This window comes from Streptomyces sp. NBC_00005, from assembly GCF_045160215.1.
In the GTDB taxonomy this organism is placed as follows: domain Bacteria; phylum Actinomycetota; class Actinomycetes; order Streptomycetales; family Streptomycetaceae; genus Streptomyces.
Window position 1 is genome coordinate 4,539,148 of the sequence record NZ_CP108316.1, and the last position, 26,468, is coordinate 4,565,615.

A 26,468-nucleotide genomic window follows, 5' to 3' on the forward strand; every position below is an offset into this window, starting at 1 on the left:
CCGGAAACACCCCTGATCTTCGAGCGCCGGGCCCGTCGAACGCTTCCCCGGCGCCGGCTCAGGGGCGATATCAGGGTCCGGCCAGGGTCGTACCGACTCCCGCCGGAGCGGCTCGCCCGTCACCATGGACACATGACAGATCACGAGCGCGCCGCGACGGGTCCGGGACCCGGCTCCGGCCCGCGCCCCGCTCCGGGCGCCGGGCCGCAGGATGCCGCGCCCGCCGCGGATGCCGCATCCGCCGCCGGGCCGGTACCCGGCGCGGGAGCGGACCCGGGCGCCGGCGCCCCGGCCGACGCGGGCGGGGGGGCGGGCTCCCGCGCGCACGGGCGGGCGGGCGCGCAGGCGGAGGGGAGTCCGGAGGCGGAGGCGGCCGAGCCTCCCCGCAAGTTCCGTCGTGACCCGCGGTACAAAACGCTCGCCGGGGTGTGTGCCGGGCTCGGGCGGCAGTGCGACATGGACCCGGTGATCTTCCGCATCACGCTCGTCGTGCTCTCCGCGACGGGCGGCATCGGCCTGATCTTCTACGGCTTCGCCTGGCTCCTCGTCCCGTACGAGGACGAGGAGGAGAACGAGGTCCGCAAGCTGCTGACCGGCCGCGTCGACGGCCAGGCGCTGACCGCGGTGCTGTTCGCGCTGGTCGGCTGCGGCGTGTTCCTGTCGATGCTGAAGAACGGCGGGGTGCTCGCGTTCTCCGTCGTCCTCTCCCTGCTCCTCGCGGGCGCCGGGTACTGGTCGCGGCAGCGCGGCGCCCCCGACCCCGACCCGCTGGCCGCCCAGGCCGTCGCCGACGCCCCGCCGGAGGCCAAGGCGCCACCGGTCCCCGCCGCCTACTCCTCCTGGTGGCGCGACCCCATCGTCAAGGACGGCACACATGTGGGGGGCACCGGTTATCTGTGGGGCCCCCAGGACTCCCGCGACCGGGACATCGCCGCGGCGGTCAACATCAGCCTCGGCTCCTCCTGGACCGACCGCGCGCACGTACGGACACCGCGCACCCCGGTGCCGAAGCCGCGCGGTCCCCGCTGGATCGGTGGCTGGATCTTCCTGCTCGCCCTGCTCGCGGGCGGCCTCGGCACCAGGCTGACGTGGGACGACCACGCGCTCGGCACCAGCCTGCAGACCGGCCTGTCCTGCGCGCTCGTGGTCCTCGGCGTGGGCATCGCGGTCAGCGCGTTCCTGGGGCGCACGGGAGCGGGGTCGATCTTCCTCGCCATCGTCACGGCGGCCCTGCTCGCCGGCTCGGTCGCCCTGCCGAAGGACGTCAGCACGCACTGGATACGTACGACCTGGCAGCCGGCCGCGGCGGCGGACGTACAGGAGAACTACACCGTCGGCAGCGGCGTCGGCACCCTGGACCTGAGCCGGCTGCACCCGGCCAAGGGGCAGACGGTGAGCACGAGGGCCGATGTCGGCATGGGCCGGCTGGAGGTGATCGTGCCGAAGGACGCGACCGTGAAGCTGAGCATCGACGTGGGGGTGGGCGACATCCAGTTGCCGGGCGACAAGCAGGGAGACGTGGACGTGCAGCCGGGCAAGCACAAGGAGGTCACCCTGGCACCGGTCTCGGGCGGCAAGAACACCGGCACGCTCGACCTCGACATCCAGGTCGGCCTCGGACAGGCGGAGGTGAGCCGTGCTGCGTCATGAGTTCCAGCCGGGGAAGCTGGTCGCCGGCCTCTTCATCGCCCTCGCGGGCGTCATCTACGCCGGTGACGCGGGCGGCCTCTGGGAGACGCCGTGGTTCGCGGTAATCCCGGTCGTCACGGGCGGGCTCTGCCTCGCCGGTGCGGTGGGAGTGCTGTCCCGGGGCATACGACGGCGACGGGCGGCCGTGGCTCGCAAGGCGGAGGGTGAGGCGGGTCAGGCACCGCTGGACACACCGTTGTGAGGGCGGCCTGCTCGAGCGCAGGCGCGGGGGCTCGGGCAGAGCCGTGGCGGGGGCTCAGGCAGAGCCCGGGCGCCCCGCCACCGGTAGCCCCCGCCGACCGGGGCTACCGGTAACCTCCCGCCCCCTGCCTTCGTCGCCCGCGGATTGCGGCGTCGAGGGAGAACACGGAGGCGCCCGCGAGGACGAGCGGGAGCCAGGCCATCAGGTAGGCGAGGTCGTTGCCGTAGTAGTACGGGTCGGAGGCCCAGCTCACGGTCAGCCACAGGCTGAGGGAGATCAGCGCCCCGCCGAGCGCTGCCAGTCGGGCCAGCAGGCCGATCAGGGTGCCGATGCCGACGGCCAACTCACCGAAGGCGATGGCGTAACCGAATCCCACGGGGTTCTTCAGGGCCATGTCGACCATCGCCGGAATGGCGGAGGAGTCACGGACGGAGCGCATCATGTCGCCGACGGATCCGGAACCGGAATCCTTGAGGAACGCGCTGTCGGTGAGTTTGTCCAAGCCGGCGTAGATGAAGGTGACGCCCAGGAAGATCCGAAGAGGTAGGAGGGCATATCGGGTGGCTGAGTCGCGCCAGTTCCGGTCTCCGTCGAGATAGGGGGGGTACGTGTCCGTGCGCATGCCGTGAGTCATCGCTGTCGCCTCTCGCCCGCAGTGCCGGGACCCCTCACAAGACGATACGTACGTAAGGGAGGGTGCGCTCAATCTGTTCGTGCCGATTTCAGCGGCGGTGCCCTGTGCCCCCGGCGGGTGTCACCACCCCTCGGTCCGGCACGTCCCATCAGCCCGTCGCGTCGATTCAGTCCGTCACATCAATCGCGTACCTATTGGTCTCTACCCCCGCTGCCGTCACAACTTGCACCTCAACTCTCCCCGGTTCCACATCGGCCGGTACCGGCACGGTCAGGACCGCGTCCGTCGGGTTGCTGAAACCGCCGGTTACCGGGACGAGGGGCACATGGACGTTCACCGCGCCGATGCGGACCACCATCCGCGTCAGTCGGTCGGCGCCCTGCGCCCCCGCGGGAACGAATCCCGCTCCGCGGATCTCGATGTCGTCGCCCGTGCGGATGGGGGCGTCGAGGTCGCCTGCCTCCCGGGCGCGCACCACGGAGAGGATCACCGGGCGGCCGCCCTCCGCGTACTTGCCGGCCACGTAGGTCGCCGCCGACACCAGCACCACCACCGCGAGACCCCACGGAAGGTCCGGCAGCTGGTCCGGGCGACGGGCCAGCCGCACCGCGGCGAACAGGACGGCGACGGTGCTGATCACGACGTACTGGATGTCGGCGAAGATGCCGCGTCCCGCGTCGTCGGTCAGCAGGTCGGCCGCCCTGGGCCGGTCCGCCCGTACCTTCTGCAGCCGCTGGCCGAGGATCCGCAGTCCGACCACGCGCCGCACCAGCACGGCGATGCCGCTCACCACGGCGAGGACGGTCACCACACCGGCGCCGCGGGCGAGTTCGAGGCCGGAGATCACTGCGTCGCGCTCCGCGTGGTCGGAGGCCGCGGCCAGCCGGCCGACCAGGACCAGCACGGCGTAGGCGACGAACAGCACCCAGGCCGCCGCCACCGTGCGGGACGTGGACAGCCGGTTGTCCTCGCCGATGGCGGGAGCCAGCACGCCGCCCCGCGCCCGGTGGAACCAGGACGCGGCGGTCAGCGCACCGCCCAGCACCAAGGCCGCCAGCAGGCCCGCCGTCCGCGCGCTCGTCCAGCCCGCGCCGATCGCGGTCAGCGACTGCACCAGCAGCAGCACCACGACCGGTGCCCACACCGCACACACGGTCCACCGCCACAGACGGGACAGCCAGGCCTCGCCCTCGGCGCGGCCGCGTTCGGCGACGAGTTCCGCGGACTGGGTGAGCTCCTCCGAGACCCACTGACGGGACGCCGAGGCCGAGTGGGCCACCGCGGCGGGCAGCCCCTGTCCGGCCGCGAACTCGTCCCGCATCAGCAGGAATTCGGCGACCGCGCGCCGGTGTCCCTCGCGCGCCCCGTGCGGACAGTTCCCGCAGGTACAGCCGCCGCCGTGCCCTCCGTGGGCGCCCGCGTCCGCGCCCCCTCTCGCCTCCTGCACCGCCACGCCCGACGCCCGCCTTCCCCGCAACCCCTATGGCCGGCGGCCCTGTCCAACAGTCGGCCGCCGTCCTGCCATACCCGTGTGATGACAGCGAATTGTGCCCTACGCCACCCCGCCCGCGTCCGGCAGGTGTGGTCAGCGCGGGGGAAGCGGGGGCCGCCGTGTTGACCCGGCTGCGAGAATTTCCCTATGGCCGAGATCATCCAGCGGGACGGGACCTGGGCCTTCGACGGCACCACGGTCAGGATCACGCCGGGTCTCCACCGCACTGTGCCCCTGTTCCGGCAGACGTACGGGGAGGTCGCCGTGCCCCTCGAAGCCATCGCGGGCGTGGTATTCGAACCCGAACGCAAGCGCGGACGGCTGCGGATACGGCTGCGCGAGGGGGCCGACCCACTCCTTCAGGCGACCGGCGGACGGCTGCCGGATCCGGCCGACCCGTACCGGCTGCAGGTGGACGTGGACCGTTCCGGGGTGGCCGAGTACGTCGCCGAGGAGATCCGCCGCGCCCTGATGCTGGACCAGATCCCCAAGGAGCCGACCAAGGCGTACCTGCTGCCCGGACCGCCCGTCCCGGTCTCCGTCCGTTCCTCCGACGGCACCGTCTCCTTCGACGGCATCCAGGTGCGCATGGACTGGGCCGACACCTCCGACCGGGTCAAGCGGGCGACCGGGCCGCGGATCATCAACCTCGGCGACCTCGTGCAGGTCGAGTGGCTGCCCAACTCCGGTTACGAGGACGGCTTCCTGCGCTTCGTGACCCGCGAGACGGTGTTCTCCAAACTGCCGCCGGAGAAGGACCCGTACGCCCTGGACCTGTGGGGCAGCGCCCGTCGCGACCTGCTCACGGCGCTCGTCGCCACCGCGGTCACCGCGCGCCTGCCGCATCCGTCCGCGCGGGGCGACGTCGAGTTCGCCGACCGGCGGCAGCTGGCGGCGGCCGTGCCGCCGCCGGCCGACCACCACGACGTACTCCTGCGGCGCCTGCGGGAGTTGGGCGAGCTGCACCGGGACGGGGTGCTCACGGACGAGGAGTTCGCGATGACCAAGGCGGCCGTGCTGCGAGGCTTCTAGCCGGACCGAACGGCTCTCAGCTGAGCAGATCCGGCTCGCTGCGGCTGATGTCCTGCCACAGCGGCTGGTAGTTGATCCACGCCACCAGGTCGCCGCCGAGCTGCTCGCGGGTCGCCACCGCCGCCCGGTGGTCGATGAGGAGGGGGCGTCCGGCCGCCTTGGCGGTCAGCTGCACCTGGGCGGACCGTTCCATGGACACGAACCACCAGGCCGCCGCGTCCACCGAGTCGCCGACCGTCAGCAGCCCGTGGTTGCGCAGCACGAGCGCCTTGCGCGAGGCGAGCGCGGCGGCGATACGGCGGCCCTCCTCGGCGTCGACGGCGACGCCGGTGTAGGCGTCGTAGAGCGCGTGGTCCTCGTAGAAGGCGCAGCTCTCCTGGGTGATCGGGTCGAGCAGTTCGCCGAGCGCGGCGAGGGCCCGGCCGTGCACCGAGTGGCAGTGGGCCACGGCCACGACGTCGGGGCGGGCCGCGTGGACCTGGACATGGACCGTGAAGGCGGCCTGGTTGACGTGGTAGCGGCCCTCGATCACCTGCCCGTCCGAGTTGACGAGCACCAGGTCGCTCACGGTGACGTGCTTGAAAGGCATCCCGAACGGGTTGACCCAGAAGCAGTCGCTGTACTCGGGGTCGCGCGCCGTGATGTGCCCCGAGACACCGTCCTCGAAGCCGAACCGACCGAAGATCCGCAGCGCGCCCGCGAGCCGTTCCTTGCGGTGCCGGCGCTCGTCGTCGAGCGAGTCGTGCATCGGCGGCATCGCGAACCGCAGCCGGTCGTTCGGGAGGGCGGGGGGCGGAGTGGGCCCGGCCCCGGGGGTCCCGTGCATGTGTCCTCCAGCACTGGGTTGCTTTACGGGGCGGAAGTTACCGTCGGTCAGCCCAGGAGAACAGAGATGTTCTGTAAAGATGACGCGCGCAACCGCTCCGGGCCCGCGGATCCGGCGGGACGAGCACCAAATACCCGACAGAAGATGTCGGGTATCGGCGCCACACTCGTCGTATGACAGCAAACTGGGCGGCTTTCACCGACGCGGCACCGGAGCTCGCGAAGATCGCGGAGGACCGCTTCGGCGCCTTCACCCACCACGTTCTCGCCACCCTCCGCAAGGACGGCTCCCCGCGCACCACCGGCCTCGAGGTCCGTTTCCTCGACGGCGAGCTGTGGCTCGGCATGATGCCGGGCTCGCTCAAGGCCCTCGACCTGAACCGCGACCCGCGCTTCGCGCTCCAGGCGAACCCGGGACCGGGCACCGGCATGGGCGGCGGTGACGTGCGGATCAGCGGGCGGGCGATCGGCGTCGAGGACGGCGAGGCGAAGGCGGCGTACAGCAAAGAGGTGGAACCGCCGGAGCCGTTCCACCTCTTCCGCACCGAGCTGACGGAGGTCGTACGGACCTACGTCGAGGACGACAAGTATCTGGTCGTCGAGATCTGGAAGCCCGGAGAGCCGGTGCGCACGCTCAAGCGGACATGACCTTCACAGCCTGATCCTCAAAAGCCGGGGGGACTACTCCCACTCGATGGTGCCCGGCGGCTTCGACGTCACGTCGAGGACGACGCGGTTGACGTCGGCGACCTCGTTCGTGATCCGCGTCGAGATCTTCGCGAGGACGTCGTACGGCAGGCGCGACCAGTCGGCCGTCATGGCGTCCTCGCTCGACACCGGGCGCAGGACGATCGGGTGGCCGTAGGTGCGGCCGTCGCCCTGGACGCCGACGCTGCGGACGTCCGCGAGCAGGACCACCGGGCACTGCCAGATGTCGCGGTCGAGGCCGGCCGCGGTCAGCTCCTCGCGGGCGATGGCGTCGGCGTCACGGAGCAGGTCGAGACGCTCCTTCGTCACCTCGCCGACGATCCGGATACCCAGACCCGGACCCGGGAACGGCTGACGCTGGACGATCTCGTCCGGGAGCCCGAGCTCCTGGCCGACCATCCGGACCTCGTCCTTGAACAGCTTGCGCAGCGGCTCGACCAGCTTGAACTCGAGGTCCTCGGGGAGGCCGCCGACGTTGTGGTGCGACTTGATGTTCGCGGTGCCCGTGCCGCCGCCGGACTCGACGACGTCCGGGTAGAGCGTGCCCTGGACCAGGAAGGCGACCTCGGGACCCTCGTCCGCGATGATCTCCGCCTGCGCCTGCTCGAAGACCCGGATGAACTCGCGGCCGATGATCTTCCGCTTCTCCTCGGGGTCGGAGACCCCCTTGAGCGCGGTGAGGAAGCGCTCCTCCGCGTCGACGACGACCAGCTTGACGCCGGTCGCGGCCACGAAGTCCTTCTCGACCTGCTCGGTCTCGCCCTTGCGCATCAGACCGTGGTCGACGTAGACGCAGGTCAGCTGGTCACCGATGGCACGGGCGACGAGCGCGGCCGCCACGGCGGAGTCGACGCCGCCGGACAGAGCGCAGATGGCGCGCTTGTCGCCGACCTGCTCGCGGATGGCCGTGACCTGCTCGTCGATGACGTTGCCGGTCGTCCAGTCCGGGCTCAGGCCCGCGCCCCGGTACAGGAAGTGCTCCAGCACCTGCTGGCCGTGCGTCGAGTGCATGACCTCCGGGTGGTACTGGACGCCGTACAGCTTCTTCTCGTCGTTCTCGAAGGCGGCGACCGGGACGACGTCCGTGGACGCCGTGACGCTGAAGCCCTCGGGAGCGGCGGAGCAGGCATCGCCGTGCGACATCCACACCGACTGCTCGTCCGGGGTGCCCTCGAAGAGGGTCGAGCCGGACTTGGAGACGTGCAGAGGCGTACGGCCGTACTCGCGGGCGCCGGTGTTGTCGACCGTGCCGCCGAGGACCGTGGCCATCAGCTGGAAGCCGTAGCACATGCCGAAGACGGGGACGCCGGCCTCGAAGAGCCCGCGGTCGAGGCGCGGGGCGCCCTCCGCGTAGACCGACGAGGGGCCGCCGGAGAGGATGATCGCGGCCGGGTTCTTGGCGAGCATGTCCGCGACCGGCATGGTGCTCGGCACGATCTCGCTGTAGACCCGGGCCTCGCGGACGCGACGGGCGATGAGCTGGGCGTACTGCGCGCCGAAGTCGACGACCAGGACGGTGTCGGGAGCGGCGGCAGCGGGGGTCGCTGATGACACGGGGTGCCTTCCGGCGGTTGGGCGGGGGTCTGTGGTTACCGATTCTAACGGGGTGCGGGGTGGCTACGTCCCGTCTGCCGGGTGCTGCACCCCGGTCTCACGATGCGAACCGTGTTGGACGTCATCGTCGCGGCGGGCATACTGGGCCCCATGCTTTCGCACCCGACCTTCCTCTTTACCTATGGCACCCGGCCCGCCGGCTGCCATGGTCGTGCTGCTTGAGCTACTGACAAGCGACTTCCCAGGCGCCCCGGGCCGACAAGGCCCGGGGCGCCTGCCGTTTCCGGACCCTGTCGCTCCGGGGCGCCGCCTCCACCGCATCCACGAGGAGCCCCGACATGACCGCCACCGCAGCAGAGCAGAGCGCAGCGGAGAAGACCGGCGCCCGTACCACCGAGGCCGCCGACGTGATCACCGGCGCGCGTGAGCGCATCGACGCGCTCGACGACCGGATCATCGGCCTGATCCAGGAACGGATGGCCGTCTCCGCCGTGGTCCAGGAGGCGCGCATCACCTCCGGCGGGCGGCGCGTGAACCTGTCCCGCGAGATGGAGATCCTCGGCCACTACAGCGAGGCCCTCGGCAAGCCCGGCACGTCCCTCGCCATGACGCTTCTCGAACTGTGCCGCGGTCGCATCTGAGTTCGGCCCCCCTCTCACCCGTACGGCGCGTGACCGCCACGCGAACCGCTTCGTTGGTGCTGGTGTCCGCGCCAGCCAGGGGCGGGCCCGAAAGAACCACGCGTGGCTTGCTGGAGCGATGAGACGTACGGGTCGTGCCGTACGTCGTGGGACCTCGCTCCAGGGTTGTGACCGGACGGCAGGGGACAGCAGCCCGGTCACCCAAGAGAACGGTCGGCTCCGGGGACGCCCGGGGCCGACCGGCGGAAAATGCAAAAATGCACAACCCTGGGTCAAACGGTTGCGTAGGCCCCGTCGATCCAGCACGATGCGTAGAAAGCCCCCAAGTCCCGCCGCAGACAACTGCATTGCTTGCACTTCCGCACCGCCAGAGGTCGAGACCACCCGTGCGCCCCATGTGCGCCGGGGCGGCGACCCCGGCACACGAGACAAGCGGCGCAACCCCCCGGCGCCGCTCCCAGGCACCGGCGCTGCCCTGACGTCGGTGCTGACGGAGAAGGGCCCCGCGGCCCAAGTCCGCGGGGCCCTTCGCATGCCCGGGGCAACAGTGATCCAGGCCACATAAGAATTCTGTGAATGTGGGCACAACCATTCACAGGCTTCACGGATCCAACCTGGCGAACCTAGGGCCACACCCGCGCCCCACACGCGGAGCCCTCCACACTGGACTCCCTTGAGGTTTTTCATGAAGCTTCGCCGTGCCATGGGGGTGGCGGCCGCGACCGCGGTCCTCGCTCCGCTCGCGCTGCTGTCCGCGCCCGCCGCGTTCGCCGACGAGACGCCCGCCGCGCCCGCCACCGAGACCGTGACCGAGACGCCGTCCGAGACCGCCAGCGACACGGCCTCCGCGACGCCGTCCGACACCGGTCTGCCGTCCGACACCACCACCCCCGCGCCGACCGACACGGCGACGACCTCGGCGCCGACCGCGAGTGCCACGGAGACCGAGTCGAGCTCGCCGGAGCCCTCCGACTCGGCCGAGCCGAGCGAGAATCCGACCGACCCGGACGTCCCCTACTGCGAGGACCTCGACGAGGACTTCAGCGACGCGAAGGTGTCCGCGGACATCAAGGGTCTGCCGGGCAAGATCGTCGCGGGTGACGGTTTCCACTCCTTCAAGCTCGTCGTCACCAACGAGTCGAAGACCACCGTCGATGGCGTCGCCTTCTACGCCGAGGTGGAGAACTACGAGCTCGACGAGTCGAAGTACCTGAGCCCGTACGTCGACCTGGAGTTCAAGAACCCCGAGACCGGCTCCTGGGACCGCATCGGCTCCGACGAGTGGGCCGGCGACTACTTCTTCTACGTCGACGAGCTGAAGGCCGGCAAGAGCCAGACGGTCAACCTGCGCGTCAGCATCAGCTCCAAGGCCCCCGCCGGTGACGCCTACTCCTTCGGTTCCGGCGCCTACCTCGACAACGTCGACGGCCAGGACTGCATCGCCGAGGGCTGGGCACAGTACGACTTCGAGGTGCTGAAGGCCGGCTCCACCAACACCGACCCGGGCTCCGCCACCCCGAGCGACAACGGCAGCAAGGACTCGGTGAAGAAGCCGCAGGGCGAGGTCTCCGACCTGCCGACCGGCAACCTCGCCGACACCGGCTCCAGTTCCGCCCTGCCGATGATCGGCCTCGTCGGCGGTGTCGCCGTCGTCGCCGGTGCCGGTGCGGTGTACACGGTGCGCCGGCGCAGGGCCGGGGCGAGCGCGTAACCACAGTTCACTGCAAGCGAGAAGGACCCGCACTCGGAGGGGGGTGCGGGTCCTTCTCGTGTGTCCGGGGACGGTTGCTTCTTCTGTCCGGGGACGGTTACTTCTTCGGCGGTACCGTCGGCATCCCCAGGAAGGGCAGCTTCAGCGCGCCGAAGGCGTCCGCCGGGACCGCCGGGGCCTGCGGCTCCACCGGCTTCAGGCGTTCGTACGCCGCTCCCTGCTCCGGACGCGGGTCCTGCTCGCCCTTGTTGGGCCAGTACGACATCGCGCGCTCGGCCTGGGCGGTGATGGTGAGGGAGGGGTTCACGCCCAGGTTGGCCGAGACCGCGGCGCCGTCGACGACCGAGATGCCGGGGTGGCCGTAGAGGCGGTGGTACGGGTCGATCACGCCGGTCTCGCGCGAGCCGCCGATGGGGCAGCCGCCGAGGAAGTGGGCGGTGAGGGGGGTGCCCATGAGTTCGCCGACGTTCGAGCCCGCGAAGCCGTTGATGTCGGCGGCGATGGCGGACGCGCTCTCCGAAGCGGCCTTGATCTGCTTGGGGTTGGGGGCGCCATGGCCCTGGCGGGCGGTCAGCAGGCCCTTGCCGACGCCGTCCGGTTTCAGGTACGTCGTCAGGGAGTTGTCCAGCGACTGCATCACCAGGCCGATGATGGTCTTCTCCGACCAGCGGCGGTTGGAGAGGGAGCGCAGGACGAGCAGGGGGTGGCGAGCCGCGTTCCGCAGCCAGCCCAGTACACGCGAGGAGCCCTCGGCGTACGGGACCTGGAGGATCGACAGGCCGCCCATCGAGTTGGAACCCTTGCCGTAGCGGACCGGCTCGATGTGGGTGCTCTCGTCCGGGTGGATGGACGAGGTGATGGCGACGCCCTGCGTGAAGTCGACCTTCGGCTCGCCCGTCGCCTTGCGGTAGCGCCGGTTGTCCGTCTGCGCGCCGACCAGCGCCTCGGAGTTGGTGCGGGTCAGCCGGCCCAACTTCTCCGAGATGTACGGGAGTTGCCCGCCCGCCTTCATGCGGTGCAGCAGGGTCTGGGTGCCGTACGTGCCGGCGGCGATCACCACCCGGCGGGCCTTGAAAGTGCGGCCCTCGGACTTCTTCTTCTCGTCCGTGGGGAGCGTGGCGACGGCGTACCCGCCCTGCGAGTCGTCCGTGACCGACACGACCGTCGTCATCGGATGCACAACCGCGCCCGCCTTCTCGGCGAGGTACAGGTAGTTCTCGTTCAGGGTGTTCTTCGCGCCGTGGCGGCAGCCGGTCATGCACTCGCCGCACTCGGTGCAGGCCTTGCGGGCCGGGCCCGCGCCGCCGAAGTAGGGGTCGTTCACCTGCTCGCCGGGGCCGGCCTTCGCCCTCCCCTCGGCGTCCTTGCCGTCACCGAAGAAGACGCCGACCGGCGCCATGTGGAAGGTGTCCCCCACGCCCATCCGCTCGGCGGCCGCCTTCAGGTGCACGTCGGACGGGGTCATCGTCGGGTTCAGCCGTACGCCCAGCATGCGCTGCGCCTGGTCGTAGTACGGCTTCAACTCCTCCTGCCAGTCCGTGATGTCACGCCACTGCGGGTCGTCGAAGAACGGCTTCGGCGGTACGTAAAGTGTGTTGGCGTAGTTGAGGGAACCGCCGCCGACGCCCGCGCCGGCCAGGACCATGACGTTGCCCAGCAGGTGGATGCGCTGGATGCCGTACATGTTGAGCCGCGGGGCCCACAAGTAGTTCTTGAGGTCCCAGGAGTTCTTGGGCAGGGACTCGCGGGTGAAGCGGCGGCCGGCCTCCAGGACGCCGACGCGGTAGCCCTTCTCCGTGAGGCGGAGGGCGGTTACGGAGCCGCCGAAGCCGGATCCGACGACGATGACGTCGTAGTCGTAGGCGTCCTGATGAGGCACGTGTGCTCCTCGTTGAGTGTCCGTGCGAGTGCGTTGTGGTCGATTGCGCGGTTCCCCGCGCTCCTGAAGGCCTTTACCGGAACCGGAATGCCTTCATGAGGCGCAGGCTCCTGCTCATGAACTGGGCGTACTTCTCGTCGTCCATCCCCAGTGACGGGGCCATCGGCAGCAGGCGCTGCTGGGCCACCGTCTGGGCCTCCGTGTACTTGAGGATGCCCTCGGAGCCGTGGCGGCGGCCCAGGCCGGAGTCCTTCATGCCGCCCATGGGCGACTGCACGCTGCCGTAGGCGGGGGCGTAGCCCTCGTTGACGTTCACGGTTCCGGTACGGAGGCGGGAGGCGACCGTGCGGCCGCGGCTGCCGTCCTTCGTCCAGACCGAGGAATTCAGGCCGTACGGCGTCGAGTTGGCGAGCTCGATCACCTCGTCGTCCGTCTTGAAGCGGTAGATCGAGACGACCGGGCCGAAGGTCTCCTCCGTGCACACCGACATCGGCTCGGTCACGCCGTCGAGGATGGTCGGCTCGAAGAAGTACGGGCCGATGTCCGGGCGGGCGGTCCCGCCGGCGATGACCGTCGCGCCCTTCGCGACGGCCTCCTCCACGTGCCGGGTGACCGTCTCCAGCTGGCGTTCGCCGACCAGCGAGCCCATGTCGGCGCCGTAGGCGAGGGACTTGCCGAGCCGCATGGCCTTCGTGCGGGTGGCGAAGCGCTCCAGGAAGGCGTCGGCGACGGACTCGTGGACGTACAACCGCTCGATGGAGATGCACAGTTGGCCCGCGGAGGAGAAGCAGGCGCGGACCGCGCCCGCGGCCGCCTTCTCGATGTCGGCGTCCTCGAGGACCACCATGGCGTTCTTGCCGCCGAGCTCGAGGGAGACGCCGACCAGACGGGCGGCGGCGCCCTGGGCGACCTCGCGGCCGGTGCGGGTGGAGCCGGTGAACGAGACGTAGTCGGCGTGCTTGACGACCTCGGGGCCGACGACGGGGCCCTCGCCGAGGACGACCTGGAAGACGTCGGCGGGCAGCCCCGCCTCGATCAGCAGATCACGGGCCCAGAGGGCGGTCAGGCAGGTCTCGGTGTCCGGCTTCATCACGACCGCGTTGCCCGCGACGAAGGCGGGGAGCGCGTCGCCGACCGACAGTTCCAGGGGGTAGTTCCAGGGGGCGATCTGGCCGACCACGCCGCGCGGGTGGCGGAGTTCGGTGACGCGCGTGAGGGTGGGCATGGCGCCCGCGTGCCGCTTCGGCTTCAGGTAGGCGGGGGCCCGGCGGCCGTAGTGGCGGGCCGCGACGGCGACGGCCTGGACCTCCTCGTGGGCGTGCAGCCGGGCCTTGCCGGTCTCCAGCTGGATCAGGTCGAGGACCTCGGCCTGACGGGCGAGCACCAGGTCGTGGAAGCGGAGCAGGACGGCCGCGCGCTGCCGGACCGGCGTCTGCTCCCACACCGCCTGCGCGGCGCGGGCCGCGTCGAAGGCCTTGACCACGTCCTCGGGCGTGGACTCCGGCAGGTCGGCGAGCTTCTCGCCGGTGAACGGCGTGTGGTTGGCGGTGCGTCCGGAGCCCGCCACACCCTTGGTCAGCTGGGCCACCAGCTCGGGCGTCACCACGTCGGCGGCGGTACGGGCGCCCTCCGGGGCGGGGGCGAGAGGATTCGTGCCGGTCTTGGCCGGGGCTTGCGCGTCCGTCATGAGGCGCAGGGTATGCCGGAGCGGAGGCTTTGGGTACCCGTCGGTAACGGGGATTCACCGAGTGCTCACACGGCGCCAGCGATCACTGGCAACGAACCTGCTGATCAGTGCGTTGTGCGGCGCTGCCCGGCGGTGGTTCAGCTTTTTCCGATCACAAGGCGGTCACGCGCGCCCTTGAAGAGTGCCGTGCCCTTCTTCTCGTCCGGGGTGCCCTTGGGCATGTCGACGCGGAGTTCGTACATGCGGCCGTCGGCGGTGAGGATCATCAGCTCCATCACGCGGGTCGGGGAATCGTCCAGGCCGTAGGTGGTGTCGGCGAGGACGGCGCGGTCGCCGTGGAAGCTGGTGCCGGTGTAGTTCGTCCGCGCGTCACCGTCGTAGCCGTCCCAGCTGTCGTGCGCTTCCTTCGCCTGCGCCATCGGGGAACGGGGCGCCCTGTCCCACTGCGTGAGGCGGAGCGTGACGTAGCTGTCGAACTCGTCGTACTCGACGAGGCGGGGCGGGTCGGCCGCGCCGCCTTCCCGGGCGGACTCCCGATACCGGCTCGGGAGGGAGAGAACGGCGCCCATCGCCTTCTCCCGGTGGGCGGTCCAGGCATCGGCTGTGGGGCCGGCGGAAACCGTGGGGTCCGTGCTGTAGGTGGCGTCGTCTTCGCCGGCGGCTCCGTTGCCGGAGTCGCTGAAGTAGGCCAGGCCGAGCCAGGTGGCAAAGGCAAGAAGGACGGCGAGGGCGGCAGCCAGGGCGGGGCGGCGCAGGGCGGAGCGCTTCGGGTTCGGGGGCGGGGTCGCGCTCGGGACGGCTGCCGGCGCGGGTCCGGTGGACGGCCCGGGTGGGGAGTGCGCGTCGGTTTCGGAAGAGGGCGCGGTTGTGGAAGAGGGCTCGGATGCGGAGGGCGGCGTGGCTTCTGAAGGAGGGTCGGCAAAGGCAGCCGCCGCGGAAGCGGACGAGGGCCCGGGAGCGGGAGCCGGAGGCGGCTCGGGTGTCGGTCCGGGCTCCGGTGCCGGTTCCGGCTCGGGAATCGGTTCCGGCTCGGACCCCGGTACGCCCGCGCGGCCCGACCCATCCAGCACGACCGCGCGGCCCGACCCGTCCGATACGACCGCGAGATCCGCCCCGTCCAGTACGCCCGCGCGGCCCGACACATCCGATACGACCGCGCGGCCCGCCCCGTCCGAAACAACCGCGAGATCCACCCCGTCCGATACCTCCGCGGGGCCCGCCCCCTCCCCCGTTGGCGCCGCTCCCAGCCGTACGGTGCCCATGTCGTCCGCGAACTCCCGCAGGCGGGACGTGTCCTGGGCCCCCGCCGTACCTCGGTCGGGCTCCGGCGTCGGCCACCCCTCGGCGACCGCCTCCAGGACCGCGTCCGCCTCCTCCGCGTCGGGCCGCCGCTCGGGGTCCTTCACCAGCAGCCGTGTGATCAGCGGCCCGAGCGGTCCCGCCTGCGTCGGCTCGGGCGGATCCGCGGCGATGATCGCGGCGAGCGTGGACTCCAGTGTCGTACGACGGAAAGGGGACCAGCCTTCTACGGCCGCGTACAGCAGGACGCCCAGGGACCACAGGTCGGAGGCGGGTCCGGCGCCCCGGCCGGACATCCGCTCGGGTGCCACGAACTCGAGTGAGCCCACGAACTCCCCGCTCACCGTGAGGGATTCCTCGCCCTGGACGTGGGCGATGCCGAAGTCGGTGAGGACGACGCGGTGGTGGGGGCCGAGAAGCACGTTGGCGGGCTTGACGTCGCGGTGGACGATGCCGACCGCGTGCGCGGCCTGCAGGGCGCCGAGGACCGCGAGGCCGATGCGGGCTGCTTCGGGGGCGTCGACCGGGCCGCGCCGCAGGACCTCGTACAGGGACTCACCGCGGATCAACTCCATGACGATCCAAGGGAGTCCGTCCTCTCCCACGACCACGTCGTGGATGGAGACGGCGGCGGGGTGGTCGACGCGGGCGGCGGCGCGGGCCTCGCGGTAGAGGCGGTTGGCGGCCCGTCGGTGGGCCTCGTCCTCCGGGTCGCCCGGCAGCCGCGGCTGCTTGACGGCGACGTCCCGCTCCACGAGTTCGTCGTACGCCCGCCAGACGGTGCCCATTCCGCCGGAGCCGATGCGCTCGGCCAGCCGGTAGCGCCCGCCGAGCAGCCGACCGTCGCGCGTGTGTTCGCCGCCTGCACTCATGCCCCATCAGTACCGTGCGGGACGCGGCCTTGTCGACGCGGACGGGTGCTACGCCGCCCACCGGCCGAGGCCGAGGCCGAACGAGGTCCCCCGTCGCCGCACCTCCACCACGCCGGAGCCGCCGAAGTGTGCCGGGATCACCAACTCACGGTCGTCCGCCGCCCGTTCGAGCACCCGGCGGCGACTGGCGGCCGCCTGCCCGGGGTCCAGGCAGAAGCAGCTGCTGCACTCGGGGTGCAGGAGCTGGACCGGGCTGTGCAGCAAGTCGCCGACGAAGACGGCCCGTTCGCCGCGGGAGGCGACGCGCAGGACGGACGAGCCCGGGGTGTGGCCGGGGGCGGACTCCAGGGTGAGGTGCTCGTCGACGCGGTGCTCCTCGTCCCACAGCACGGCCTGCCCCGACCTGTGCACCGGCGCGATGCTGTCCTCGTAGACCAGCTCGTCGTCCGGGCGTATGCCGCCGCCGTAGCCGCCGTCGGGGCCGAAGTGGTGGTCGTCGGCGGCCGGGAGGAGGTAGGTGGCGTGGGGGAAGGCGGGGACCCAACTGCCGTCCACGTCATGGGTGTTCCAGCCGACGTGATCGCCGTGGATGTGGGTGTTGACGACGAGGTCGACGTCCTGGGGGCGCACGCCTGCCGCCGCCAGGTTCCCCGGGAGGACATCGCCCTGCCGCCGGTGGAACAGCGGATTGCCCGGCCGCTCCCGCCCGTTGCCCACCCCGGTGTCCACCAGCACGGTCCGCCCTCCGCTGCGCAGCACCCAGGTCTGCAGCGCGACCACGGCACGGTCGCTGCCGGGGTCCCAGTGGTCCGGCGCCAGCGTCTCCCGGTTGCCCTGCCACACCTCCGCTCCGACACCAGGAACGAGGTCGCGGGCGGGCGCGTACGGCGCCTGCCACTCGACGATCCGGAGGACCTCGACGTCACCGATCACGAAGCTCTGCACGTTGTCATCAGCCATGCTCGAAACGGTAGAGGCGCTGCGGTGAGCATTCCAATGCCCATTCGACTCAGTTGGATACGCTTACGTCTCATGGACGTGGTGAGCGACGCGATCTCCGCCGTACGCATGGGACAGCCCTCCTCGAACCGGCTGCGGGTCGGCGGGACCTGGTGCACGCGGTTGGCCCCGTACGAGGGCGCGGGGTTCCACGTCGTCCTCGCCGGCGGCTGCTGGCTGCTGCCCGACGGGGGCAGCGAGCCGGTGACGCTGGGCGCGGGGGACGTCGTACTGCTGCCGCACGGGGCGGGGCACGTGCTGGCGGACACGCCGGGCGATACGGCGCGGGCGGTGCCGTTCGAGGAGATGAGGCAGCCGGTGGGGGTCCCGGGCGGGCGTGAGGTGGAGTTGCTGTGCGGCAAGTACCGCCTCGACCGCAGCCGGGTGCACCCGCTGCTGGAGGAGCTGCCGCAGGTCGTCCACCTGCCGAACCGGGTCGGCGCGCACCCCGAACTCCGCGCCGCCGTCGACCTGTTGGCGCGCGAACTCGACGACCGCCGCCCGGGTTCCTGCCTGGCCCTGCCGAACCTGCTCGACCTGCTGCTGATCTACATGGTCCGCGCGTGGATGGACCGGGCGAGCACGGGTGCCTGGCCCTCCGTCCTCAGCGACCCGGTGACGACGGCCGCCCTGCGTGCCCTGCACTCGGACCCTGCGGCTCCGTGGACCAACGACCGCCTGGCCGCGGAGGCGGGGGTGTCACGGGCGACGCTGGCGCGGCGGTTCACGACGTTGGTGGGGCGCCCGCCGATGGCGTATCTGACGTGGTGGCGCCTGACCCGTACGGCGACGCTCCTGCGCGACACCGACGCCCCGCTGGCCTCGGTCGCGCGCGAGGCCGGGTACAGCAGCCCGTACGCCCTCTCGCACGCGTTCAGCAGGGAGTTCGGGGTGACGCCGGGGAGGTATCGGGCGGGGGCGCGCGGGACGGGGTGAGCGCGGGTCAGAGCTTGTGGACCTGCCAGTTCGCGATCGCCTGCCTGGCGATCTCGCGGCCCTCGCCGGTGAAGTAGCCCTTGGCCGGATAGTCGATCCACAGGCGGTACATGTCGCCGTTGCCCGCCCGGTAGTAGCGGACCTGGGCCTCCCGCAGCTGCGGGAGTTCGGTGGCCGTGTAGACGATGGTGTTCTCGGCGGCCTTGCGGTCCTTGTAGGTGCTTTCCTGCGGGTCGCCCTTGGGGGCGGGGTCGTCGGCGATGCCCCAGGAGTACTCGCCGTCCTTGAGCGTCGCCCATTCCGCGAAGGCCCGGGCGGCCGCGGACTCCGGGATCTCGTCGTCCTTGTCGTCGGCCTTGATGTCGCGGTCCACGGTGATCCAGACCGCGCCGCTCGGGTCCTTGAAGGAGGCGATCGTCCCGTCCGAGTCGTCGGCCGGCTTGCCCTCCACGAAGGCTGTGGGCACGCCGATGGTGGAGCCGACCGTCGACCCGAGGTCGCGCTTCTTCCAGCCGTCCGGCAGCGGCCCAGCGAACGGATCCGCGGTCAGCAGATACGCCGCCACCGCCGCCGCGACGACGCCCGCGCCGATCCCGAACCAGGTCCTGCGCCCGGGCCGGACCCCTCGGGTGACGATCTGCACGGGCTGCGTGGTCGCGGGGACCGGCGGGTTCGCGGTCGCCGACAGGAGGGCCCGGACCTGGGTGGCGTTCGGACGTCTCGCCGGGTCCTTCTGCAGCAGGCCCGTGATCACCTCGGCCAGCGGCCCCGGCACCGAAGCGGGCGCGGCCGGCGTGGAGTTGAGGACCGACTGGAGCGTGGCCGGCGTGTTGCTGCGGCGGAACGGGGAGACGCCCTCCGTGGCCGCGTAGAGGACGACGCCGAGGGACCAGAGGTCGGAGGCCGGGCCCGGGCGCTGGCCCAACACCCGTTCCGGCGCGATGTATTCGGGCGATCCCACGAAGCCGCCCGTGTCCGTCAGGTTCGTCTCGCCCTCGATCTGCGCGATGCCGAAGTCGGTCAGGACGACACGGTCGTGGCGGCCGAGGAGTACGTTGTCCGGCTTGACGTCGCGGTGCAGGATGCCCGCCGCGTGCGCGGCCTCCAGCGCACCGAGCACCTCCCGGCCGATCCTGGCGGCCTCGCGCGCGTCCAGCGTGCCCTCCTGCAGGGCGCTGCCCAGCGAACGGCCCTGCACCAGCTCCATCACGATCCACGGCTGGCCGTCCACGACCGCCACATCATGGACATTGACGACCGCCGGGTGGTCGAGACGGGCCGCGGCACGCGCCTCGCGGCGCATCCGCTCAAAGGCGTTGGCGCGTTCGCGTTCGGGAAGAGTGTCCGGGATGCGGGGTTCCTTGACGGCGACCTCACGGTCGACGGTCTCGTCCTTGGCTCGCCACACCGTGCCCATGCCGCCATGGCCGAGTTTGGCCAGCAGCCGGTAACGGCCCGCGATGAGACGTCCGGTTCCCGGCTCCTGCGGGGGCTGGGACTGCGGCGGGACGACCTGCGTGGGCGCCGCGTAGGGGTTCGCCTGGTTCGCCTGGTTCGGCGGTTGCAGAACAAAACTCGTCGTCTCGTCGGACTCGCGGGCGGGTCCCCCGTTGTTGCTCATACGTCCATCCATATCGCGCCACGCGCCTCCGCATCCACAGGGAACGCATACCGGTCACAGACCCGTGACTCGCGCTGACCCTTATGTTCGCTTTATACGCGAACGCTCGCCCTATGGCCCTTCTTCCACCGAGATCCATCAGAAGGGCCCTAGGTGCCGACGAAGGTGTCGGTCGCGACGTCGAAGTACTCCTTCGCCTCCCGCACCTTGCCGACCGGCGCCGACACCCACACGTCGTACATCTGCCCGCCCTCCTCCCAGCACAGGTCGTAGGTGTGCCGGGGGCCCTCCGCCGTGCTGAAGCCGTTCCAGGTGAACTCCCAGAGGGCGGCGGGGTGTCCGTGCCGCGTGGTCGAGGTGACCCGGCCGTCGTGGTAGCCGGGGTTCGTGTCGGAGCCCTTGGCGGCAGCCCGCTGCATCACCCCGAGCGGTCCCCCGGTTTCGGGCTCGGCGACCTTGATGCCGAGGCGGAAGGTCTCCCCCGGCGACATGTAGTAGACGCGCTCCCCCTGCGGCTTGCGGGTGAAGCCCTCCGGTACGGCGAGCGAGAAGCCGGCGGGGTCGTCGGCGATGCGGTAGCCGGAGGGGGCGGAGGGGGTCCGGCTCACGGTGCCGGTGGCAGTGGGGGTGCTGGAGGCGCTGGGAGTGCTGGGCGTACTGGCCGAGGGCGATGCGCTGGCGGGTGCGCTCACCGACGTACGCGTCCCCGGAACCGTCGGCGTACCGCCCCCCTCGCCGTCCCGGTTCATGAGCAGCGCCGCCGCCGACACCCCGGCCCCGGCCATCGCGGCGACGAGCAGCGCGGCCACCAGCACGCTCCGGGTGGAGCGCCTGGTCTCCACCGTGGGAGACGGGGTCGGGGTCGGCATCGGCGCGGGAGCGTGGGGCACGTCCCGCTGGGTCGGCGTGTAGCCGGGCGGCCGCTCGGGGGTTCGGCCGGTGTCACGGTAGGCGCGCAGCATCCGCTCGGCCTGCTCCGCGTCCAGCCGCCGGTCCGGGTCCCGCTCCAACAGGCCCCGTACGACGGGCAGAAGCGGCGCGGCCTGCGCGGGCGGCCGTATCTCGTCGAACACGACCGCGTGCAGGATGCCGCCCAACGAGTCGCGCCGGAACGGCGATGCGCCGCTCAGGGCGGTGCACAGCAGCGCGCCCAGCGACCAGAGATCGGACTCCGGGCCCGTCCTCGCCCCGGACATCCGCTCCGGCGCGGTGTACTCGGGCGAGCCGACGAAGGAGCCGGTCTCGGTGAGCGTGGTGGCGCCCGCGACCTGGGCGATACCGAAGTCGGTGAGGACGACCCGGTCGGTGCCGGACTCCAGCAGGACGTTGGCGGGTTTGATGTCGCGGTGCAGGACGCCCGCGCCATGGGCCGTGCGCAGCGCGCTCAGCAGGCCGACTCCGATACGGGCGACCTCGGCGGCGTCGAGCGGTCCGCGCGCGGAGATACGGTCGGCGAGGGAGCCGCCGTCGATCAACTCCATGACGATGTAAGGGCGTTCGTCGTGCTCCACGACGTCGTGCACGACGATGATGTGCCGGTGGCGCAGCTGGGCCACCGCGCGGGCCTCGCGCAGGGTGCGGTCGCGCTGGCGCCTGGCCTCCTCTGCGGAAAGCGTCTCGTCGAGGTCGAGGGGGATCTCCTTGACCGCCACCTGCCGGCCGAGCAGTTCGTCGGTCGCCCGCCACACCACGCCCATACCGCCGCGCCCGAGCCTCGCCTCGAGCCGGTAACGGCCCGCGATGACGCGGACGCCTGCCCCCTCGGTCCCCATGCGCCCCATCATGCCCCACCGGACGGACGGGCTCCGGGGCGGCGACCGGCCAACCCATGCGCCGACCTGGCCGATTTGGCCGACCCGCGCGACCGGCCGGCGTGTCCGTCAGGCCGGCGCCCGTCAGGCCGTCACGCCGTCACTCGGAGGTCTTCTCCTGCCAGCCCTGCAGCACCGCCTTGAACTGCTTGCTCGTCTTCGCCCAGTCCGCCGCGGGTGACGAGATGTAGAGCGCGTACTCGGATCCGTCCCGCGACATGTACGTCTCCTCCATGGCGCGGTGCGGACCGGGGAAAGCCGTGTCCTTCGCCTGCGCGGTCCACGTGTACTCCCAGACGGAACCGTCGCGGTCACGGTAGACGTTCCGCTCCAGCCGGACCCGGTTGTAGTCGACCAGCCGCCGCTTGAGCTGCTGGTCCAGGTCGAGTTGGTGCGAGTAGGCGTCCTTGAAGTCCGGCGAGGTGTCGATGGCGATGCGGACGAAGTGCTTGCCCCTGTCGGGCGAGTAGTCGACCTGCCGGAGGGGCCCGGAGACTCCGAAGACCGACCGCTTCCAGCCCTTGGGGAGGTAGACGGTGAAGCCCCAGGGGTCGTCGTAGCGCTTCCACGTGGCGGGAACGGTGCCGTCGGTCTCCTGGGTGGGCGCGCTCGTCGACGGGTCCGGCGACGTGGAGACGGAGGCGCCGGATCCGCCCGTCTGCCGCCCCTCGTCCCACTTCTGCAGCGCCACGGCCGTACCCCCGCCGACGATCGCGGCGAGGGCGATCGCGAGGACGAAGGTACGCAGGCGCCGGCGTTTCGGCGCGGGAGCGGGGGTGGGGCCGATGCCCGTGGGCTGTCCCGGGCCCATCCCTGTGGGCCCGATCACCGTCTGGCCGGCCACCGGCGGGTACGGCGTGGCGGAACCCGTGTGCGGCCCCGTAGGGACACCCGTGTGCGGCCCCGTACGGGCGCCGGTGTGCGGCCCCGTGCCGCCGCCCTGCGTCTCGTAGTGGGACCCCACGTGCTGGGTGTGCACGTACGCCTGCGCCGCGTTCGACCGCCGGCCCTCCGCCGCCTCGGCGAGCATCTGCTCGGCCTCGGCCGCGCCGGGCCGCACGGCGGGGTCCTTGTGCAGCAGCGCTGCCATGACGGGCCCGAGCGGGCCGGCGAACTGCGGCTCGGCGGCGTTCTCCTCCACGACCGCCTGCATGGTGGTCAGCGGCGAGGTGCGGCGGAACGGCGACCGGCCCTCCACCGCCGTGTACAGCGTGGCGCCGAGCGCCCACAAGTCGGAGGCGGGGCCCGGGTCGTGGCCGCGGACGCGCTCGGGGGCGAGGTAGTCGACCGAGCCGACGACCTCGCCGGTGCGCGTGATCGTCGTGTCGCCCTCGATCTGGGCGATGCCGAAGTCGGTGAGCAGGACGCGTCCGTCGTGGCCGATGAGGACGTTGCCGGGCTTCACGTCACGGTGCAGCACACCGGCGGAGTGCGCGGCGCGCAGCGCCCGCAGCACCCACAGGCCGATGCGCGCGACCTCCGCCGGCTCGATCCGCCCCCGCTCCTTGACCGCGTCGGCCAGCGAGTACCCCTCGACCAGCTCCATCACGATCCACGGGCGGCCGTCGTGCTCGAGCACGTCGTGCACGGTGACGACCGCGGAGTGGTTGATGCGCGCCGCGGCACGCGCCTCCGCCCGGGTGCGCGCGAGCAACCGCTCCTGGTCGCTCTCGGACACGTAGAGCGCGGCGGTCAACTCCTTGATCGCGACTGCCCGGTGGAGCACCTCGTCGTGCGCGCGCCACACACGGCCCATGCCGCCGCTGCCGATCGAGTCGGCGAGCCGGTAGCGGCCCGCGACAAGCTGGCCCTGCATCTGATTCACGTTGCCCCGCAATGGTCTTGACAGGGTCAGACTAAGGACAGGCCCGTAAACAAGGAACCAGTGGGGTCCCAAGGAAACCGCACTGTGACGGTTGTCGCTTCGGGCTGTGGAGGTGAACCTTTCCGGCCCCTCACGGACTGTTCACAGGTGAGGTCAGTCCGTTACCCGATAGGTGGCGGACGCCTGCTCGTACAACTTCGTCACCTCGTCCCGCTCGGACTCGGGACCGCGCACCTGCACTATGTGGTACCGCCCGTCGACGAGCATCGCGAGGTTGCGGACGTACAGGTCGCGCCCGCTGCCGTCGGTCCAGGTGAACTGCCCCTCGGCCATCGTCCGCGTCCCCACGGTGACGGTGCGCAGCCCGGTCGCGGTGGCCCAACTGGAGCTGCGGTACGGCTGCAACTCGTGCTCCGTGTCCCGCTGATACGCCATCGGATCGCTGCCGTAGGTGACCGCGCCGTCCCGCCCGGGCACGACGATGAGCTCGAAGTCGCCGTGCGAGTACACCACTTGGTTCCACGTGTTCTTGGGCGACCGGGACCAGCCCTTGGCCACGGCGACCTGGAAACCCTCCGAGTCCTTGCGCAGGGTGAAGCCGGCGGCGACATCCGGGCCGGTGGTCTGTGTCTCGCTCGCACCTGCCGACTTGGAGTGGCTGGGGCTGTCCTCGGACTTGGGCGAGGTCTGGTCGGGCCGTGGCTGGCTGCTGGCGTCCTTGTCCGACTGCTCGGGGGCGGGGCTGACCTCCCCCGCGGTGCCCGTACGGTCGCTGCCCGCCGCGCCGTTCTCACCCGCCTTCGGCATGAAGAGCACCGCGTACGCGACCGCCGCGGCCAGCAGAAGCAGGATCAGCACCAGCAGGGTGCGGCCGAGTCTGCGCGGCGACTTCACTTCCTGCTTGGCCCGCTTGTGCCGCCCGTGCGGACTGGTCGCGGGGAGCCCGGCGCGCCGCCTGCGCACCAGCTCGCCCCGCCGCCGTACGACCGGCAGCCGGCTGGAGTCGGCCGGCGGCGCGGCGATGACGTGCGCGCCGGCGTCGGGCTCGGGCGCGGACCGCACGAGCGACCGCAGCCAGCCCCGCAGTTCCTCGAAGTCCAGCCGCTCGGTGGGGTCCTGACGCAGCAACGACTCCACGACCGGCCTGAGCGACCCGCACTCCTCGGCGAAGGCGGGCGGCTCGGCACACACCATCTGCACCAGCTCGGCCGTCGACTCCTCCGGATACGGCGCATGTCCCTGTACGGCCCTGAAGAGCAGCGCCCCCAGGGCCCACAGGTCGGTCGCGGGTCCGATGGGCGGCGCCAGCTGCCAGTTCTCGTGCACGGGCCCGGCCTGCTCCGGCGCCCACCGCTCCGTCACGGGCCCCACGACAGCCATCCGCGCCTGCCGGGCCCGCTCGGCGGCGAGCGGAGTGGCGGGGCCGCGGGGGACGGGAGTACCGGCCACGAGGTCGTCCCAGCGACGGGGAGGGCTCGCACCGGGCGGCAGCGGGGCGGCGGCGGAACCGGGCAGGGCGGGGGCGTTGGAGGCCTGCGTCGGAACGCCCGCCGGGGGCGCCGTCTCCATACCGGTCGCCGAAACGCCGGACGCGCCGAGACCGGACGCGGTTCCGGTGCCGGGCTGCGGTGCGCAGGCATCAGGTCCGGCGAAGGGGTCGCTGTCGGCGAATGGGTCACCGCCGGCATAGGGATCGCTGCCGGCTTGGGCACCACCGCCGGCATAGGCACTATCGCCGGCTTGGGCACCTCCGCCCGCATGGGCGCCGCTGCCGTCCACGCCGCCGGGCGGAAGCGCCGTGCGGCTGCCCTGGCCGGCCTGTCCGCCGGCGAGACCGGCCGTTCCGTTGCCCCCGGCCGGCGGTGTTCCGCCGGTTCCGCTGCGGGGTGCGGCGCCGTGCCAGGAAGTGGCGCTCACGCCGTAGGGGTCGGCTATCTGCCCGGGCGGCACGGTGGTGCCGGGCGTGCTCTGCAGGCCGTCGCCCGAAGTGTGCGGCTGTGCCGAGCCGTTGGCCTGCGACGCGGGGCCGCCCTCGGACGCGGAACGGGCACCCGGCAGCGCCGCCCGCCCGCTCTGCTGCGCCTCCTGCACCCTGGCCGCGGCCCGCGCGCCCGCCCGGTACGCGGCGATCGCCCCGGCCCGCGCGGCCCGGACGTCCCCGCCGCTCTCGATGGCCTTGGGCGCGAACGCACCCTGCGCCCCCGCCCCGTTCGCCGTATCCACCCCGGCGGACGGCAGCCCCCCGGCCGCGCGCGCCTCGATGGCGGCACGCCGAGCGGCCTCGGGATCGGCACCGCCGAGACCACCTTGAACACCCTGGGATCCCTGAGATCCCTGGGGCCCCTGCGCTCGCTGTACGCCTTGCGGACCCGGGCCACCCGGAGAGCCGCCCGCACCTCCGAAACCGCTGTCCCCGTCACTCTCCGGAGCCGGCACCGGGTCGTAACCGCACAGTGCCTCCTCCGCCGCCCCGACCGCGAGCCCGGTCAACATCACCCGGCCGTCGTCACAGACGAGCACCGTGCGGGCCGTGATGTTGCGGTGCACCCAGCCGTGGGCGTGCAGCACGCGCAGCGCCATGAGGACGTCGGAGGCCACCTCGGCCGCCCGATACGGCGTCAACGGCTTCTCGGCGAGCAGGGCCGCGAGCGGTCGCGCCGTCACCAACTCGCTGACGATCCACAGCGAACCACCCTCGGCGAACACGTCGAAGACCTGGTCGAGCCGAGGATGGTCGGGTATCCGCGCCGCGGCCTGCGCGGCCTCGACCGCGCGCCGTACGGCCGGGTCGGTGGGGCGCCGCGCCCCGGTGCGCGCCGCGGACCGCCGGGCCCCTCGCTCCCGCGGGTCACGCGCCGTGAAACCGTCGGGCAGCCCCTCCGCGTCGAGCACCTCCGCCTCGACGACCTCCGGCAACGGCACCTGCCTGACCAGGACTTCCTGCCCGCTGTAGGTGTCGAAGGCCCGGGTGTCGGTGAGTTCGTACTCGTCGGCGGGTGGCAGCGGCAGGCGGTAGCGGTCGGCGAGTACCCGTCCCGCATAGTCGTCCAC

19 protein-coding genes are annotated in these 26,468 nt (G+C 71.9%); 7 read left to right on the plus strand and 12 right to left on the minus strand.

Annotated elements, in window-relative coordinates; genetic code table 11:
- Window positions 1-132: 132 nt before the first annotated feature.
- Window positions 133-1,650: a PspC domain-containing protein gene (locus OG303_RS20715; RefSeq protein WP_405869963.1), complete on the plus strand. Its 1,518-nt coding sequence runs from the start codon at window positions 133-135 to the stop codon at window positions 1,648-1,650.
- Complete coding sequence (locus OG303_RS20720; RefSeq protein ID WP_405869965.1) at window positions 1,637-1,891, plus strand: hypothetical protein; 255 nt, start codon at window positions 1,637-1,639, stop codon at window positions 1,889-1,891. The genes OG303_RS20715 and OG303_RS20720 overlap by 14 nt, the downstream gene beginning before the upstream one ends.
- A 103-nt stretch (window positions 1,892-1,994) precedes the next feature.
- Here OG303_RS20720 and OG303_RS20725 read toward each other — a convergent pair whose 3' ends face one another.
- Together OG303_RS20725 and OG303_RS20730 are read right to left on the minus strand one after the other, a co-directional pair.
- The gene (locus OG303_RS20725) at window positions 1,995-2,525 is read right to left on the minus strand and encodes a DoxX family protein (protein ID WP_405869967.1); all 531 of its coding nucleotides are present in this window, start codon (window positions 2,523-2,525) and stop codon (window positions 1,995-1,997) included.
- Between the two features lie 166 nt (window positions 2,526-2,691).
- Window positions 2,692-3,978 carry a hypothetical protein gene (locus OG303_RS20730; RefSeq protein ID WP_405869968.1) on the minus strand — a complete coding sequence of 429 codons (1,287 nt, stop codon included), beginning with the start codon at window positions 3,976-3,978 and terminating at the stop codon, window positions 2,692-2,694.
- A 186-nt stretch (window positions 3,979-4,164) separates the two neighbouring features.
- Between OG303_RS20730 and OG303_RS20735 the strand changes: the two genes are divergently transcribed.
- Window positions 4,165-5,049, plus strand: a complete 885-nt coding sequence (locus OG303_RS20735) for a DUF4429 domain-containing protein (protein ID WP_405869969.1) — start codon at window positions 4,165-4,167, stop codon at window positions 5,047-5,049.
- 16 nt (window positions 5,050-5,065) lie between these two features.
- Here OG303_RS20735 and OG303_RS20740 read toward each other — a convergent pair whose 3' ends face one another.
- Window positions 5,066-5,875: a class II aldolase/adducin family protein gene (locus OG303_RS20740; RefSeq protein ID WP_405869971.1), complete on the minus strand. Its 810-nt coding sequence runs from the start codon at window positions 5,873-5,875 to the stop codon at window positions 5,066-5,068.
- Between the two features lie 173 nt (window positions 5,876-6,048).
- Here OG303_RS20740 and OG303_RS20745 point away from each other — a divergent pair, with 173 nt between their 5' ends.
- Window positions 6,049-6,522, plus strand: coding sequence for a pyridoxamine 5'-phosphate oxidase family protein (locus OG303_RS20745; RefSeq protein ID WP_405869972.1), 474 nt, complete (start codon window positions 6,049-6,051; stop codon window positions 6,520-6,522).
- A 33-nt stretch (window positions 6,523-6,555) separates the two neighbouring features.
- On the opposite strand, the gene guaA is transcribed toward OG303_RS20745, so the two are convergent.
- The gene (guaA, locus tag OG303_RS20750; protein WP_405869974.1) at window positions 6,556-8,136 is read right to left on the minus strand and encodes a glutamine-hydrolyzing GMP synthase; all 1,581 of its coding nucleotides are present in this window, start codon (window positions 8,134-8,136) and stop codon (window positions 6,556-6,558) included.
- Between the two features lie 338 nt (window positions 8,137-8,474).
- Between guaA and OG303_RS20755 the strand changes: the two genes are divergently transcribed.
- Both OG303_RS20755 and OG303_RS20760 read left to right on the plus strand, forming a co-directional pair.
- The gene (locus OG303_RS20755; protein ID WP_405869976.1) at window positions 8,475-8,777 is read left to right on the plus strand and encodes a chorismate mutase; all 303 of its coding nucleotides are present in this window, start codon (window positions 8,475-8,477) and stop codon (window positions 8,775-8,777) included.
- Window positions 8,778-9,462: 685 nt separating this feature from the next.
- Complete coding sequence (locus tag OG303_RS20760; protein WP_405869977.1) at window positions 9,463-10,488, plus strand: LAETG motif-containing sortase-dependent surface protein; 1,026 nt, start codon at window positions 9,463-9,465, stop codon at window positions 10,486-10,488.
- Between the two features lie 97 nt (window positions 10,489-10,585).
- Here the strand turns inward: OG303_RS20760 and OG303_RS20765 are convergent, their stop codons facing one another.
- The 4 genes from OG303_RS20765 to OG303_RS20780 form a co-directional block, all read right to left on the minus strand.
- On the minus strand, window positions 10,586-12,367 hold the full coding sequence (locus OG303_RS20765) for a GMC family oxidoreductase N-terminal domain-containing protein (RefSeq protein ID WP_405869978.1): 1,782 nt from the start codon (window positions 12,365-12,367) through the stop codon (window positions 10,586-10,588).
- Between the two features lie 73 nt (window positions 12,368-12,440).
- Window positions 12,441-14,054: a succinic semialdehyde dehydrogenase gene (locus OG303_RS20770; RefSeq protein WP_405869979.1), complete on the minus strand. Its 1,614-nt coding sequence runs from the start codon at window positions 14,052-14,054 to the stop codon at window positions 12,441-12,443.
- Between the two features lie 137 nt (window positions 14,055-14,191).
- Window positions 14,192-16,225, minus strand: a complete 2,034-nt coding sequence (locus OG303_RS20775) for a serine/threonine-protein kinase (RefSeq protein WP_405869980.1) — start codon at window positions 16,223-16,225, stop codon at window positions 14,192-14,194.
- A gap of 48 nt (window positions 16,226-16,273) precedes the next feature.
- Window positions 16,274-17,185, minus strand: coding sequence for an MBL fold metallo-hydrolase (locus tag OG303_RS20780; RefSeq protein WP_405869981.1), 912 nt, complete (start codon window positions 17,183-17,185; stop codon window positions 16,274-16,276).
- Between the two features lie 72 nt (window positions 17,186-17,257).
- On the opposite strand from OG303_RS20780, the gene OG303_RS20785 reads away from it, so the two are divergent.
- Window positions 17,258-18,160 (plus strand): AraC family transcriptional regulator, encoded by a 903-nt coding sequence (locus OG303_RS20785; RefSeq protein ID WP_405869982.1) that lies wholly within the window; start codon window positions 17,258-17,260, stop codon window positions 18,158-18,160.
- Between the two features lie 7 nt (window positions 18,161-18,167).
- Here the strand turns inward: OG303_RS20785 and OG303_RS20790 are convergent, their stop codons facing one another.
- The 4 genes from OG303_RS20790 to OG303_RS20805 form a co-directional block, all read right to left on the minus strand.
- Window positions 18,168-19,781: a serine/threonine-protein kinase gene (locus OG303_RS20790; protein ID WP_405869984.1), complete on the minus strand. Its 1,614-nt coding sequence runs from the start codon at window positions 19,779-19,781 to the stop codon at window positions 18,168-18,170.
- Between the two features lie 149 nt (window positions 19,782-19,930).
- On the minus strand, window positions 19,931-21,553 hold the full coding sequence (locus tag OG303_RS20795) for a serine/threonine-protein kinase (RefSeq protein ID WP_405869985.1): 1,623 nt from the start codon (window positions 21,551-21,553) through the stop codon (window positions 19,931-19,933).
- Between the two features lie 139 nt (window positions 21,554-21,692).
- Window positions 21,693-23,408 (minus strand): protein kinase domain-containing protein, encoded by a 1,716-nt coding sequence (locus OG303_RS20800; RefSeq protein WP_405869986.1) that lies wholly within the window; start codon window positions 23,406-23,408, stop codon window positions 21,693-21,695.
- 162 nt (window positions 23,409-23,570) lie between these two features.
- On the minus strand, window positions 23,571-26,468 hold the full coding sequence (locus OG303_RS20805; protein ID WP_405869987.1) for a protein kinase: 2,898 nt from the start codon (window positions 26,466-26,468) through the stop codon (window positions 23,571-23,573).